Raw genomic sequence first — 14,359 nt, 5'->3', positions numbered from 1 at the left:
GTCCCCGCTCAGGCCAGATGCAGCGCGGCGAGCAACGCGTCGATCAGCGGCCGGTCCCGTTCCTGGGTGAGCCGGCCCCGGGCCTCCTCCGGTGACAGCCACTCCAGCCGGTCGACCTCGGCGGTCGGCGTGAACGCCCCCGCCATCGCCTCGGCGGCCCAGTAACGGACCTGCTTGGGCCGCCCGTTGGCGAGGTAGTACGAGGTCGGCAGGGGGGCGCCGGGGCGGCAGTCCATACCGGTCTCCTCGGCCACCTCGCGGACCGCTCCGGCCAGTGCGCCCTCGCCGCGCTTGAGCTTGCCCTTCGGATGTGACCAGTCGTCATATTTCGGCCGGTGGATGAGCGCGATCTCCAGCCCGTGTTCGGCCGACGGACGGCGGCGCCACAGCACGCAGCCCGCCGCCCGCACCGTCTTGCGGGCATCCGATTCACGGCCGTCCGGCTTACGGGTGTCCTGCTTGCGGGCGTCCGGCTTACGGGCCGGCGGCTCTTTGGGCCCCGTCATCGCTCCACCCCCTGGAGCGCCTTCTCCCGTGACAGCCAGACGCGGCCGAAGGCGTAGCGGGCCGCCTCGACCTGGTGGCGCTGGTCGGCGTGGAGGACGCCGAGGGCGTAGGCGGTGGCCGGCGCGATCCGCGGGGTGCGGGCCGCGGCGGCGGCTGCGGCGGCGGCCTCCGCGGCGTCACGGTGGCCCTCCAGGATCCGGCCCGCCTCCGCCAGGCGCGGGTCGGCGTACTCGGGGACGAGCACCTCCTGGGCGTAACGGTTCAGCCGGAGCAGCACCCGGGCCTGGTGCCAGGGCGCGTCCTGCCGGGGGCCGTCGGCCAGCGCCTCGGCGTTGTACGGCTGTCCGGCGCGGACCAGCGGCAGCACGCCGACCGCCTCGGCGAGCCGGTGCGCGGACTGCTCGGCCAGCGGCGGCAGTGCCTCGGCGGCCGGGACGTCCGCGGCCGTACGCGTCAGCGGCACCTCGGAGGCGAGCACGGCGACGGAGTCGGCTACGGCGTGGAAGCGGGACGAGCCCAGGGCCTGGAGCGCGGCGGAGTGGGCGCGGGTCCGGGCGAGGGTGAGCTGGCGGTCCAGCAGCGCCCCGGCCCGCGCGGCACCCGCCGCGAGGACGGCATCGGCGTCCGGGACGGCGGTGTCGCGCCCTTCGAGGGCGCCGGTGCCGGAAGCCTCCGTGTCACCGGCGCCGGCGGTACCGGCGTCGGCGCCGCGGGCACCGGCGCCGCGGGTTCCGGTGGGGCGGCTTCCGGTGGGGCGGGTTCCAGTGGAGCGGGTTCCGGTGGCCGATTCGGGGCCGCGGTCAGCGCCGCGGTCGGCCCGTACGCCGCGGCCGGTGCGCGGGGCGCGGTCGGTGCCGCGCTCGGGCCGGTCGGTGCGGCCGGTCAGCCGTGTCAGGGCGGCCATCAGCCGGTCGCGGCGGGCCGCGCAGGCCTGCTCGCGGGCCAGCGTGCCGGACAACCAGCCCAGTTCGGTGAGGAGTTGGTCGGCCCAGGCCTCCTCGGTCAGCGGCCGGAAGGTGTGCAGGGTGGCGCTGATCCGGCGGGCGGCGCGGCGCAGCCCCCGGGCGGCCGCGCCGGCGCCCTCGGCGTCCGGGCCGCTCTCCCGGTGCAGCCGCAGACTGCGCAGGAAGTCCGCGGACTGTTGATGGAGATAGCCGGCAAGCACGTCCTCGGCGGTGCGCCCGGAGAGGTGCGGGCCGGCCGCCGGGTCGTCGTACGGCACCGGCGGACCGTACGGTCCGTAGGGTCCGTCCACCACCGCGGCACGGACGCCGGCCGCCACGCCGGGCTCGTATCCGGTGCCGAGGAGACCGGCCGGCCCCCCGGTCCGCTGGTCAGGTCGCTGGGCCACGCCGGCGCCTCCGGGCGTCGATGAGCATTTCCTGTACGTTGCGCAGCGGCGCGCCGTCCGCGTCCACGGCGCGCCGGGTCCAGTCGCCGTCCGGGCCCAGGTGCCAGGAGGACGTGGTGTCCGAGGTACCGGTCTCCAGGAGCCGGTTGAGGGCGGCGCGGTGCGCCGGGTCGGTGACCCGGACCAGCGCCTCGATCCGCCGGTCGAGGTTGCGGTGCATCATGTCGGCGCTGCCCAGCCACACCTCGGGCTCGCCGCCGTTGCCGAAGACGAAGATCCGGGAGTGTTCCAGGAAGCGGCCGAGGATGCTGCGGACCCGGACGTTCTCGCTGAGGCCGGGCACGCCCGGGCGCAGCGCGCAGATGCCGCGCACCCAGATGTCGACCGGCACGCCGGCCTGCGCGGCGCGGTAGAGCGCGTCGATGACGGCCTCGTCGACCATCGAGTTGACCTTGATGCGGACGTACGCGGGCCGGCCCGCGCGCTGGTGCGCGATCTCCTTGGTGATGCGCTGGATCAGGCCGTCGCGCAGGGACTTGGGGGCGACCAGCAGGCGGCGGTAGGTCTCCCGGCGGGAGTAGCCGCTCAGCCGGTTGAAGAGGTCGGAGAGGTCGGCGCCCACCTGCGGGTCGGCGGTCAGCAGCCCGAGGTCCTCGTAGAGCCGGGCCGTCTTGGGGTGGTAGTTGCCGGTGCCCACGTGGGAGTACCGGCGCAGCATGTCGCCCTCCTGGCGGACCACGAGGGAGAGCTTGCAGTGCGTCTTCAGGCCGACCAGGCCGTAGACGACGTGGCAGCCCGCCTCCTCCAGCTTGCGGGCCCACTTGATGTTGGCCTGTTCGTCGAACCGGGCCTTGATCTCGACCAGCACCAGCACCTGCTTGCCGGACTCGGCGGCGTCTATCAGGGCATCGACGATCGGCGAGTCGCCCGAGGTGCGGTAGAGGGTCTGCTTGATGGCGAGGACGTCGGGGTCGGCCGCGGCCTGCTCCAGGAACGCCTGCACGGAGGTGGAGAAGGAGTCGTAGGGGTGGTGCAGGAGGACGTCGCGGGCCCGCAGCGCGGCGAAGATGTCGGGCGCCGAGGCCGACTCCACCTCAGCGAGGTCGCGGTGGGTGCCGGCGACGAACTTGGGGTACTTCAGCTCGGGCCGGTCCAGCGCTCCTATGCCGAACAGCCCGGTCAGGTCCAGCGGGCCGGGCAGCGGGTAGACCTCGGCGTCGGAGATCTTCAGCTCCTGGACGAGCAGGTCGAGCACCGCCGGGTCGATGGACTCCTCGACCTCCAGCCGGACCGGCGGCCCGAACCGCCGCCGCATCAGCTCCTTCTCCAGTGCCTGGAGGAGGTTCTCGGCGTCGTCCTCCTCGACCTCCAGGTCCTCGTTGCGGGTCACCCGGAACATGTGGTGCGCGCGCACCTCCATGCCGGGGAACAGCTCCTCCAGGTGGGCGGCGATGACGTCCTCGATGGGGACGTAGCGCTGCGGGGAGGCCTCCAGGAAGCGGGAGAGCAGCGGCGGGACCTTGACCCGGGCGAAGTGGTCGTGGCCGCTGACCGGGTTGCGGACGACGACGGCCAGGTTCAGCGAGAGGCCGGAGATGTACGGGAAGGGGTGCGCGGGGTCCACGGCCAGCGGCGTGAGCACCGGGAAGATCTGCTGCCGGAACAGGGTGAACAGCCGGGCCTGCTCCTTCTCGGTCAGATCGGGCCAGCGGATCAGGTGGATGCCCTGGTCGGCGAGGTCGGGGGCGATGTCCTGCTGGAAGCAGGCGGCGTGCCGGGCCATGAGCTCGCGCGAGCGGGTCCAGATCAGGTCCAGCACCTCGCGGGGCTGGAGACCGGAGGCGGAGCGGGTGGCGACGCCGGTCGCTATCCGCCGCTTGAGTCCGGCGACCCGGACCATGAAGAACTCGTCGAGGTTGCTGGCGAAGATCGCCAGGAAGTTGGCCCGTTCGAGCAGCGGGGTGGCCGGGTCCTCGGCGAGTTCGAGCACCCGCTCGTTGAACGCCAGCCAGCTGCGTTCCCGGTCCAGGAAGCGGTCGGCGGGCAGCTCGGCGCCGTCCGCGCCCACCACGCCCTGGTCCACGTACGCGTCCGGGTCGGCGTCGAGGTCGGGTTCCAGGCCCGGCACCGTCCCGCGGACGGCGTGCGGCCGGTGCGCGGCGATGGAGCCCACGGACGGCTGGGCCGAAGGGGCCGGGGCCTGCGGGGGCCTGGTGGCCGGCATATCGGACTGGACCTGTGCCTGGGCGCTGGACGGCTGGTTCATGGCCTTATTCTTCCGCGTTCCGGGGGTTCCAGGCGCGTCAGGCGGTGGCGGCGCGAGATGGAGCCTCGGGTGGGGGAGGTTCGGCACAGCGGGCTGCATTCAGCGATGCTCGCAACCGACCCTGAATCACTGGTAACGCGGATGTGGCGCACAGGCAAGCGGGACGCTACGGCGCGGGGCCGGGCCGGTGGCCGAAGCGGGCGGTGCGTTCGGTCGCCGGCGCCACTGTGTCACCCCGCCGTCACTCTGTCACCGGCACCGCGCCTCACGGGAAACAGCCTCAGCCTCCCTCAAGCCAGACCTCATGCGAGGCCGGACCTCATGTGATTCGGCGGGGCGCACCCGATTTTTTCGCACCCGATGTTTTCGTACCCGGTTTCCTCGCGGACGATTTTCTCGCGGACGATTTTCCGTGTCGCGAGGAAAGGGGCACGAAGGGCACACGCGGAAGAAATGGTTGTGTGGCGACCGCCCCCCACACGGAAACCGCGGCCATTCTGCTGCTCAGGACGTGACTGAGGGGGCGGCGCACGCGAGCAGGGCGCCGAGGGGCCTCCGGCCGGCACGAGGAACCGCTCGCCCGCGCCGGCACCTACACCCGGCCGCGCCGGTCAACTGCCGCCCGGCCGACCGGTGTTGGCCGAGGTCAGGTCTCCGACCGGTACATCAGGTCCGTCTCGTGCGTGACGAACCCCATCCGCTCGTAGACGCTCACCGCCGCCGCGTTGTCGGCGTCGACGTACAGCATCGCGGTCGGCAGCCCCTGCCCGGCCAGGTGGCGCAGGCCGACCGAGGTGAGCGCCTTGCCCAGGCCGCCGCCCTGGGCGCCCGGCCGCACGCCGAGGACGTAGACCTCGCCCAGGCCCTCCTCGGCGTGCACCTTCGTCCAGTGGAAGCCGACCAGCCGCCCGCCCTTCTCGGCCAGGAAGAAGCCCTTGGGGTCGAACCACGCCTCCGCCTTGCGGTCGTCCAGGTCGCGCTGGGTCAGCGAGCCCTGCTCGGGGTGGTGCGCGAAGGCCTCCGCGTTCACCTCCAGCCAGGCCGCGTCGTCGGTGCCCGGCTGGAAGGTCCGTACGGTCACGCCCTCGGGCAGCACGGGTTCGGGCAGCTCCAGGTCGGCCAGCGAGCGCCGCATCTGGCGCAGCTCGCGGAACATCGTCAGGCCCAGGGTCTGCGCGAGGTGCCGGGCGGCCGGGTGCCCGCCGTGCGCCCAGACCCGCAGCCGCCGCCCGGACAGCTCCAGCAGCTCGGTGCCGAGCGCCCGGCCGTGCCCGCGGCCGCGGTGCCCGGCGTGCACCACCAGCTCGGCGGCCGGCGCCTCCACCGGGTCGGTGTCCTCCAGCTGGCCGTAGCCGACCAGCAGGTCGTCGCCCGCCTCCGTGTGCGCGTACACCAGCACATGCGCGACACCCGGGCGCTTGCCGCCCCGCAGCTGCAGCCGTCCCTGTTCGGACACCGCGGGCTGCCCGTCCGTGCGCGCGGCCCGTTCGATCAGCTCCAGGACGGCCGCGGCCGTTTCCGGCGCGACCTCGTCGACCACCTGGATCCTGCGGCCGGTCCGGCCCATCTCCTGTGCAGCGTCAGTCATGTGTGCAGCGTACGACCCTGCCGGGGTGTCGCAGCGGTATCAGGGCGCTGCCGCACGGATCCGCCCCGGCGAGCCACACCGGCGCCGCCCGCCGGCCCGCCGGCCCGGCGCTCAGCGGCAACCGTCCCGTAACCCGGCACCCCCTGTTGCGCTACGCGCGTCAACAATAAGCTGCGGTCCGCTCAGGACCATCCAGGAGGGGAACACATGCCAGCGACACCGCAACGGCGGCGCGCCATCAGCAGATTGAGGACCGGTTCGGCCGCACTGGCCGCCGCCGTCGGGATCGGCGTCACCGTCGCCGCCCTGCCGGCCGGGGCCGACACCGTGCACCCGGACCGCGCCGGTCACCCCGGCCGCACCGTCGACGTCCAGCTGCTCTCCTTCAACGACTTCCACGGCAACCTCGAACCGCCGCAGGGCTCCTCCGGCACGGTCGAGGAGCTGCAGCCCGACGGCACCAAGAAGAGCGTGCCGGCCGGCGGGGTCGAGTACCTGGCCCAGTCCCTGCGCACGGCCCGCAAGGGCCACCCCTACTCGGTCACCGCGGCCGCCGGCGACCTGGTCGGCGCCAGCCCGCTGCTGTCCGGGCTGTTCCACGACGAGCCGACCGTCGAGGCCATGAACAAGCTGGGCCTGGACGTCACCTCCGTCGGCAACCACGAATTCGACGAGGGCCGCGCGGAGTTGACCCGCCTGCAGAACGGCGGCTGCCACCCCAAGGACGGCTGCTACGAGGACGGCAAGAAGTTCGCCGGCGCCGACTTCCCGTACCTGACGGCCAACGTCACCGACGAGAAGACCGGCAAGCCGCTGCTCAAGCCGTACACCGTCTGGCGGCACAAGGGCGTGAAGATCGGCTTCATCGGCGTGACCCTCGAAGGCACCCCGGACATCGTCAGCGCCAACGGCGTCAAGGGCCTGAAGTTCCACGACGAGGTCGAGACGATCAACAAGTACGCCAAGGTCCTCAACAAGCAGGGCGTGAAGGCGATCGTGGCCCTCATCCACGAGGGCGGCCTGCCCGCCTCCACCTCGTACAACTACGACTGCGACAGCCCCGGCCCCGGCGACGGCATCTCCGGCCCGATCACCGAGATCGCCAAGCACGTCACGCCCAAGGTCGACGCGCTGGTCACCGGCCACACCCACCAGGCGTACGCCTGCACCATCCCCGACCCGTCGGGCCGGCCGCGCACCGTCACCTCCGCCGCGTCCTACGGCAAGCTCTACACCGACACCGAGCTGACCTACGACCGGCGCACCCGGGACATCGTCCGCACCAGCATCAAGGCGCCCGGTGCGGTCAACCACGTCGTCGACCGCACCCAGCCCAAGGCCGCGGACCTGACGTCCCTGATCGCCCGCTGGAACAAGCTGGCCGCCCCGGTCGCGGGCCGCCCGGTCGGCCACATCGCCGCCGACATCGCCGGCCGCGGCGCGAACGCCCCCGAGTCCCCGCTCGGCGACGTCATCGCCGACGCCCAGCTCGAAGCGACCAAGGCCGCCGACAAGGGGGGCGCCCAGCTCGCCCTGATGAACCCCGGCGGCATCCGCTCCGACCTCGCCTTCAAGGCCTCCGGCTCCGAGGGCGACGGCGTCGTCACCTACGGCGAGGCGTTCACCGTCCAGCCGTTCACCAACATGATGAACGTCGTCGACCTCACCGGCGCCCAGTTGCTGACCGCCCTCCAGCAGCAGGTCAGCGGCCCGAACGAGGCGTCCCCCAAGATCCTCCAGGTCTCCGCGGGCCTCACCTACACCCTCGACCTGACCAAGAAGGGCGCCGACCGCGTCGTCAAGGACTCCGTCAAGCTGAACGGCAGCCCCCTCGACCCGGCCAAGACCTACCGCGTCGCGCTGAACGAGTTCCTCGCCGGCGGCGGTGACGGCTTCCCCGCCTTCAAGGACGCCAAGAACAAGTACGTCGGCCCGTCCGACCTGGACGCCTTCACGGCGTACCTGACGGCTCATTCCTCGGCGTCTTCCCCGCTGACTCCGCCTGCGGCGGATCGCGTCACGGTGGTGAAGTAGCGGGCAGGGGTCCGCAGTAGCCCGCGGGGGCTTGCTCTCGTTTCGTTGTCCAGGCTGGGTTCTTCTCGTGGGCAATACCCCGGTCAGGTAGCACCCCGGCCTCTCCGCCTCACGGCGGAGAGGCCCCGCCGTGAGGAGGAGGCCCGTCCGACGGGCCCGCTCCTAGCGTGCGGGTATGACGAAGACGTTCTGGGCCTACGGGGCCTTCGGGTGGCTCGTGGTGTCGTTCGTGTGGCACGTGTGGATGGGCGTGGACTACCGGGCGGCGATGGGTGCGGAGGACGCCGTGCCGGTGTGGGGGTTCCTCGCCTATGACGGGCTGATCGTGGCGATGTCGGCGGGCGGCGCGGTGGTGAGCCTGGCGGCGGTGCGGCCGTGGGGGCGGCGGCTGCCGGGGTGGCTGGTGACGGTGCCGCTGTGGTGCGGCGCCGGGCTGCTGACCGTACGGGGCGTGCCGGGGCTCGTCGAGGACCTCACGACGGTCACCGGGCTCACCCCGTACGGCCTGCTGGGGCTGGCTGAGCACCCCGCCGACCCGGCGTCCGGGGAGTTCTGGGCGGGGATGGCGATCAACGCCTACTTCTTCGTGGGGGCGGTGCTGATGCTGCCCCTGGCCGTGCTCCACCAGCGGGGGCGCGCAACGGTGACCGAGCCCCGCGGCGGGACGGCCCGGGCACGGGGGCGGCGCCGCACAGCGCAGCGGACCGGTCAGGAGAAGTCGGCCGCGTGATCCCGGGCCCACTGGGCGAAGGTGCGGGCGGGACGGCCGGTGACGCGTTCGACCGCGTCGGTGACCGGGAAGGCCGGGGCGTCGACCGTGCTGCCGAACATCCGGATCAGTTCCAGGGCCGCCTCCTTCGGGAAGTGCGGACCGGACATCGCCTCGGCGGCGGCCTCCTCGCTGATCTGCTCGACCCGGGTCTCGCGGCCGATCGCCCGGCCGATCTCGGCGACCTGGTCGGCGACGGTCAGCGGCTCGGGGCCGGTGACGAGGTAGGCCTGGCCGGCGTGGGTGCCGGTGCGGTCCTGGAGGGCGACGGCGGCGACGTCCGCGAGGTCCGCCTCGTGGACCGGGACGCCCTGGGCGCCCGGGTGGGCGTCGCGGACCACTCCGGTGTCGCGGATCGCCGGGGCCCAGGCCAGGGCGTTGGTGGAGTAGTTGCCGCCGCGGACGAAGGTCCACTCCAGGCCGGAGTCGCGCACCGCGCGCTCGACCGTGGCGTGCATCCGGGCGATGAAGTTGTCCTCGTCGGCGGGGGTGTCGGTCACCGCCATCGAGGAGTTGAGGACGATCCGGCGGACGCCGGCCTTGGCGGCGGCCTCGACCAGGGCGAGCGCGGCCCGGTCGCCGCCGGCCGCCAGGTTGAGGAAGAGGGCGTCGGCGCCGGCGAGGAGGGGTACGAAGTCGGCGGCGGAGCCGGTGAGATCGGCGCGTACCACCTCCGCCCCGTCGGGCAGTTGGGCGCGCTCCGGGTCGCGGGTCAGGGCGCGTACGGCGGCGCCGTCCGCGAGGAGCCGGCCGACGAGGCTGCGGCCGATGTTGCCGGTTGCTCCGGTTACCACGATCATGGGGGCCACCTTCGGGAAGAGTGCGGGAGTGTGCGCGGGAGGAACCTGAAAAGCGCGTCGGGCCGCCGGGCGGCGGCACGCTGACGGTAATTCAGCAACAGTGCGCGGCGCGGCGGAATTTCCTCAGCGGCGCCACGACAAGCGTTGCGTATCCGACATACCTTCGGTAAGACTTGCGTTCGAGGGCCCCGATCGTGGTGGGATGTGCGGATGCGAACCCCCACACGCATATCTTCACCCTCGCCCGAGCCCGCCGCCTCGCACCACCCCCACACCCCCGTCACGAGCGGCGCCCAGGACGAACCCACCGGCGACACCAGAAGGCTTCCTCCCATCAACCCGTATGCCGATCTGGCGGCCCTCGCCGATCCCGAGCCCGATCCCGCCGCGGAGAACGACGAGTACGGGTACGCCGGCACCACACGCCGTCGCACGTACCTCAACGAGCGGGACGACAGCGACGATCCGCTGGGCCTCGGGCTGCGCTCCGACGAGGACGACGAGGAGGCCTGGTCGCGGCCCAACCACCGCCGCGCCAAGCGCGGGATCAGCCGCTTCGCCGCCGTTCCGATCGCCGTGAAGCTGCTGGTCGCGGTGCTGGTGTGCACCGCGTTCCTCTCCCTCTTCGACCGGTTCGCGGTGCTGTACGCGCAGGACAAGGCCGCGGAGAAGCTCAAGGACGCGCTGCATCTGAACGCCACGCCCGAAGTCGACATCCAGGGCTTCCCGTTCCTCACCCAGGTCCTGGACAAGCGCGTCGACCAGGTGAAGGTCACCATCCCCGACCTGGCCGCCGACCGGGTCTCGCTGGCGAAGTTCGAGGCGACCGCACGCGACGTCCGGCTCGACGGCGACCTGCCCAGCTCCATCAAGGGCGCCACGATCGGCTCGATGCACGGTGACGTGCTGCTCGCCTTCGACGACATGAACCGTGAACTCGGCGCGTCCCAGGTGAAGTTCAGCGAGCTGGGGCACGATTCGGTGCGCGCCGTGGGGCAGTTGCCGATCGCCGGGCACGAGCTGCGGGTCCAGGCCGAGGCGCGCATCCGGCGGGCCGGCGACCGCGGGGTGTCCACCGACATCAGCCGGATGCGGCTGGACATCGGCGACGTCGCCGTCTACCGGCCGGGCACCGGCAAGGAAGAGGGCCTGCGGCTGACCCGCAAGGCAGCCGCCGAGCTCAGCCGGCAGGCCGCCAAGGTCAAGGCGATGCTGAGCATCCCGGCGATCGCCCAGCGGATCGGCATCCCGAAGAACTACCTCGACGAGGCGCTGCGCAGCGACGACAAGCTGCACGAGCTGACCGGGTCGCCGCGCTTCGTGCACGAGCTGATGAAGGTCAACCTCGTCGACGTGGTGGTGGACCACCCGTGGCTGCTCCAGAAGGTCGGCATCGACCCGAAGGTCCTCGGGGCGCTGAGCGGTCTCACCAAGCCGCAGCTCGCGGACCGGCTGTCGCTCTCCTTCCAGCTCCCCAAGACCCCCGGTGACGTGCGACTGCGCAACATCTCCGTCGAACGCGACGGCATCCGGGCGGAACTGTCGGGGCGCGAGTTGCCGTTCGGGGACGCGGCCGGGAAGAAGGAATGACGTAGGCGGCGGACCGCTCAGCTCGCCGCGGGGGGCTCCGGCGGGCCGGGCGGCGGGGTCGGGCTCCCCTGCGGCGGGGCCGGCCGCGCGGGCGGCGGCGTCGGTGCGCCCGGCAGGGTCAGGACCGCCTCGGTGCCGCCGAGGTCGGCGGAGCGCAGCCGTACCGCGCCGCCCGCCTGCTCCGCCGTGCGGGCCACGATCGACAGGCCCAGTCCGCTGCCCGGCAGGCTGCGGGCGGACGGCGAGCGCCAGAACCGCTCGAAGACGTGCGGCAGTTCGTCCTGCGGGATGCCCGGGCCGTAGTCGCGCACGGTCAGTTCGCCGCGGTGCAGCCGGACCTCGACCGTGCCGTCCGGCGGGCTGAACTTCACGGCGTTGTCGAGCAGGTTGACCACAGCGCGCTCCAGCGAGGCCGCCTCGGCGCGTACGTACCAGGGCTCGACGTCCGCGGTGAGGGTCAGCGACGGGCCGCGCAGCCGGGCCCGTTCCAGCGCCGAGCCGACGATCTCGTGCAGCGCCACGACCCCGACCGCGCTCTGCCCGGGCTCGGGCTGCCGGGACAGCTCCTGCAGATCGCCGATCAGCGCCGCCAGCTCGCCCATCTGCGCCTTCACCGACGCCAGCAGGGCCTCCTTGTCCGCGGCCGGGATCGGGCGGCCGGACTGCTCGCTGCGCACCAGCAGGTCGATGTTGGTGCGCAGCGAGGTCAGCGGGGTCCGCAGCTCGTGGCCGGCGTCCGCGATCAGCTGCTGCTGGAGGTCGCGGGAGGCGGCCAGCGCCGCGGTCATCGCGTTGAAGGAGCGGGACAGCCGGGCGATCTCGTCCTCACCGTCCGCCGGGATGCGGATGGCGAGGTCCTGTGTGCGGGCGACGTGCTCGACGGCGTCGGTGAGCCGGTCGACGGGTTTCAGTCCGGCCCGGGCCACCCACAGGCCGGCGGTCGCCGCGCCCAGCACGCCCACTCCGGCGACCACCAGCAGCACCAGCGCGAGCTGGTTGAGCGGGTCGGTGACCTGCTTCATCGGTACCGCGACGGAGATCGCCAGCCGGTTGCCCGCGGTGTCGGTGAGCGGCCCGACGAACGGCTTGGTCGACACCCGCATCTCGGCCCCGTCCTGGGCGCGGGTGGTGTGCTCGGTGCTCGCCAGCCGCCGGGCGGCCACCGCGGTGTCCGCGCGCTGCGGCGGGATCGGCGACTTGTCGGGCGAGGTGCAGACGTAGCCGCCGGCCGACACCAGCTGGACGGTGTACGGGGTGGGCGGGAAGTGCACCCCGTCCGGGCTGTTGCAGTACTCGCTGAGCGCCCGGACGTAGCCGGCGTCCACCTCGACGCTGCTGAGCTGCGTGTCGAGCTGTTCGGTCAGCCGGTCCCGGGTGATCAGCCAGCAGGCGGCGGCCGAGAGGGCCACCGCGAAGGCCACCGCCACCGCCGTGAGCATCGCCAGCCGGGAGCGCAGCGGCAGCCGGTGGAAGCGGGCCATCGGCCCCGGACGGGTCGTGCTCATTCCGCCCCGCCCTCCGCCCGCAGGACGTAGCCGACCCCTCGCACGGTGTGCACCAGGCGCGGTTCGCCGCCCGCCTCCGTCTTGCGGCGCAGGTACATCACGTACACGTCGAGGGAGTTGGAGGTCGGTTCGAAGTCGAAGCCCCAGACGGCCTTGAGGATCTGTTCGCGGGTGAGGACCTGCCGCGGGTGCGCGAGGAACATCTCCAGCAGGGTGAATTCCGTGCGGGTCAGTTCGACCGGCCGGCCGCCGCGGGTCACCTCGCGGGTGGAGAGGTTCATCCGCAGGTCGGCGAAGCCCAGCGTCTCGTCCTCCGCGGGCTGCGCGCCGGCCGCCGCGTAGGAGCTGCGGCGGAGCAGGGCGCGGATCCGGGCGAGCAGTTCGTCGAGTTCGAAGGGCTTGACGAGGTAGTCGTCGGCGCCGGCGTCGAGGCCGGTGACCCGGTCGCCGACGGTGTCGCGGGCGGTGAGCATCAGGATCGGTACGGTCACCCCGCTCGCCCGCAGCCGGCGGGCGGCGGTCAGGCCGTCCATGCGGGGCATCAGGACGTCCAGCACGATCAGTTCGGGGTCGTAGCCGGCGACCTTCTCGACGGCGTCCAGACCGTCGACCGCCTCCTCGGTGCCGTACCCCTCGAAGACGAGCGAGCGCCGCAGCGCCTCGCGGACCGCGGGCTCGTCGTCGACGATGAGGATGCGGGCGGGATGGTCACCGTGCTCGGCGGGGCTCATGTGCGTGGGTACCTCGGCTGGATACGGAAACGGACGGCTGCTCTTCAGCCTGGCACGGCGCGCGGCGATCCGGGGAGCGACGCGGAGCGTCTCCCGCAGGGGTGGCTGGTCGGTGGGGGCGCCTCCCGGCGGTAGCCGGGGCGGGGGCGGGCGCGTCAGACGCCGCTGTTGCTTCCGCCGCTGCCGCCGCCGCGCAGCGAGTCGAGGTCGGCCTTGACGGTGTTGATCGGGATGGCGAAGCCCAGGCCGACGCTGCCCGCGGTGCTGCTGTTGGCCGAAGTCGGCGAGTACATCGCGGAGTTGATGCCGATGATCTGGCCCTGGAGGTTGATCAGGGCGCCGCCGGAGTTGCCGGGGTTGAGCGAGGCGTCGGTCTGTATCGCCTTGTACGAGGTCTTCGAGGAGCCGGTGTCGCCGTTGTACTGGTTGCCGCCGAACTCGAACGGCCAGCCGCCGCGGTCGTCCGGTGCCCCCTGCCGGCCCCGGCCGCCGTTCTCCTTGGGGACGGTCACGTCCCGGTTGAGGGCGGAGACGATACCGCTGGTCACCGAGCCGGTCAGGCCCTCCGGCGAGCCGATCGCCACCACGCCGTCGCCGACCGCGATCTTGTCGGAGTCGCCGAGGGAGGCCGGGGTGAGCCCCTTGGCCCCCTGGACCTTGATCAGTGCCAGGTCCTTGTCGGGGTCGGTGCCGACGACCTCGGCGGTCTTCCGGCTGCCGTCGCTGAAGGTCACCCGGACCGTGTCGGCACCGGCGACCACGTGGTTGTTGGTGATGATCTCGCCGCCGCTGGTGAGCACGACGCCGGAGCCGGTGGAGACCCCGTCCGTGGTGCGCGCCTTGATCTCCACGATCGACGGGCTGACCGCCTTGGCCACCGCCGAGACGCCGCTGCCGCTGTTCTTGCCGGCGTTGACCAGGGGGGTGCCGACGGTGTTCTGGGCGGCGTGCGTGGTCGCGCCGGCGATCAGTGCCGCGCTGCCGCCCCCGATGAGGCCGGAGGCGAGCGCGACCGCCGCGATCAGCGCGACCGGCTTACGGGCCCGTCGCGGCGCACCCGCCGCACCTGCCGCCTCGCCCTGCCCGGGTGTGTACGGGGGCGGCGGCGGGAAACCCCGCTCGGACCCGTGGGCGAACTGCCGGGCGTACTCCTGCTGGTGGATCTCATCGCCGCTTCGGCGGTAGCTGTCGGTCATGGTGATGACTGTGCGGCCGGTG

11 protein-coding genes are annotated in these 14,359 nt (G+C 72.9%); 3 read left to right on the top strand and 8 right to left on the bottom strand.

From position 1 onward, the window contains the following. Window positions 1-8 precede the first annotated feature (8 nt). From AB0G35_RS18940 to mshD, 4 genes are all read right to left on the bottom strand, one after another. Window positions 9-506, bottom strand: coding sequence for an NUDIX hydrolase (locus tag AB0G35_RS18940; RefSeq protein WP_360950172.1), 498 nt, complete (start codon window positions 504-506; stop codon window positions 9-11). Next, complete coding sequence (locus AB0G35_RS18935) at window positions 503-1,729, bottom strand: CHAD domain-containing protein (protein ID WP_360950401.1); 1,227 nt, start codon at window positions 1,727-1,729, stop codon at window positions 503-505. The genes AB0G35_RS18940 and AB0G35_RS18935 overlap by 4 nt, the downstream gene beginning before the upstream one ends. Before the next feature lie 112 nt (window positions 1,730-1,841). Then, window positions 1,842-4,124, bottom strand: coding sequence for an RNA degradosome polyphosphate kinase (locus AB0G35_RS18930; protein ID WP_360950169.1), 2,283 nt, complete (start codon window positions 4,122-4,124; stop codon window positions 1,842-1,844). Between the two features lie 646 nt (window positions 4,125-4,770). Beyond that, window positions 4,771-5,691, bottom strand: a complete 921-nt coding sequence (mshD, locus tag AB0G35_RS18925) for a mycothiol synthase (protein WP_360950398.1) — start codon at window positions 5,689-5,691, stop codon at window positions 4,771-4,773. A 228-nt stretch (window positions 5,692-5,919) separates the two neighbouring features. Here mshD and AB0G35_RS18920 point away from each other — a divergent pair, with 228 nt between their 5' ends. Next, window positions 5,920-7,746, top strand: coding sequence for a bifunctional metallophosphatase/5'-nucleotidase (locus AB0G35_RS18920; protein WP_360950166.1), 1,827 nt, complete (start codon window positions 5,920-5,922; stop codon window positions 7,744-7,746). Between the two features lie 175 nt (window positions 7,747-7,921). Next, a complete protein-coding gene (locus AB0G35_RS18915; protein ID WP_360950163.1) occupies window positions 7,922-8,476 on the top strand; it encodes a hypothetical protein in 555 nt (184 codons plus the stop codon). Here AB0G35_RS18915 and AB0G35_RS18910 read toward each other — a convergent pair. Then, window positions 8,455-9,315, bottom strand: a complete 861-nt coding sequence (locus AB0G35_RS18910; RefSeq protein ID WP_360950159.1) for an NAD(P)H-binding protein — start codon at window positions 9,313-9,315, stop codon at window positions 8,455-8,457. The genes AB0G35_RS18915 and AB0G35_RS18910 overlap by 22 nt on opposite strands. Window positions 9,316-9,525: 210 nt before the next feature. Between AB0G35_RS18910 and AB0G35_RS18905 the strand changes: the two genes are divergently transcribed. Further along, window positions 9,526-10,905 (top strand): DUF2993 domain-containing protein, encoded by a 1,380-nt coding sequence (locus tag AB0G35_RS18905; RefSeq protein WP_360950157.1) that lies wholly within the window; start codon window positions 9,526-9,528, stop codon window positions 10,903-10,905. A 17-nt stretch (window positions 10,906-10,922) separates the two neighbouring features. Here the strand turns inward: AB0G35_RS18905 and AB0G35_RS18900 are convergent, their stop codons facing one another. From AB0G35_RS18900 to AB0G35_RS18890, 3 genes are all read right to left on the bottom strand, one after another. Further along, window positions 10,923-12,410 carry a HAMP domain-containing sensor histidine kinase gene (locus AB0G35_RS18900; protein WP_360950154.1) on the bottom strand — a complete coding sequence of 496 codons (1,488 nt, stop codon included), beginning with the start codon at window positions 12,408-12,410 and terminating at the stop codon, window positions 10,923-10,925. Then, the gene (locus tag AB0G35_RS18895) at window positions 12,407-13,141 is read right to left on the bottom strand and encodes a response regulator transcription factor (RefSeq protein ID WP_360950152.1); all 735 of its coding nucleotides are present in this window, start codon (window positions 13,139-13,141) and stop codon (window positions 12,407-12,409) included. The genes AB0G35_RS18900 and AB0G35_RS18895 overlap by 4 nt, the downstream gene beginning before the upstream one ends. A 155-nt stretch (window positions 13,142-13,296) precedes the next feature. Continuing rightward, complete coding sequence (locus AB0G35_RS18890; protein ID WP_360950149.1) at window positions 13,297-14,337, bottom strand: trypsin-like peptidase domain-containing protein; 1,041 nt, start codon at window positions 14,335-14,337, stop codon at window positions 13,297-13,299. Window positions 14,338-14,359 lie beyond the last annotated feature (22 nt).

This window comes from Streptomyces sp. NPDC021749 (assembly GCF_040640655.1).
Lineage (GTDB): Bacteria > Actinomycetota > Actinomycetes > Streptomycetales > Streptomycetaceae > Streptomyces.
This window is presented reverse-complemented; position numbering and strand designations above follow the sequence as displayed.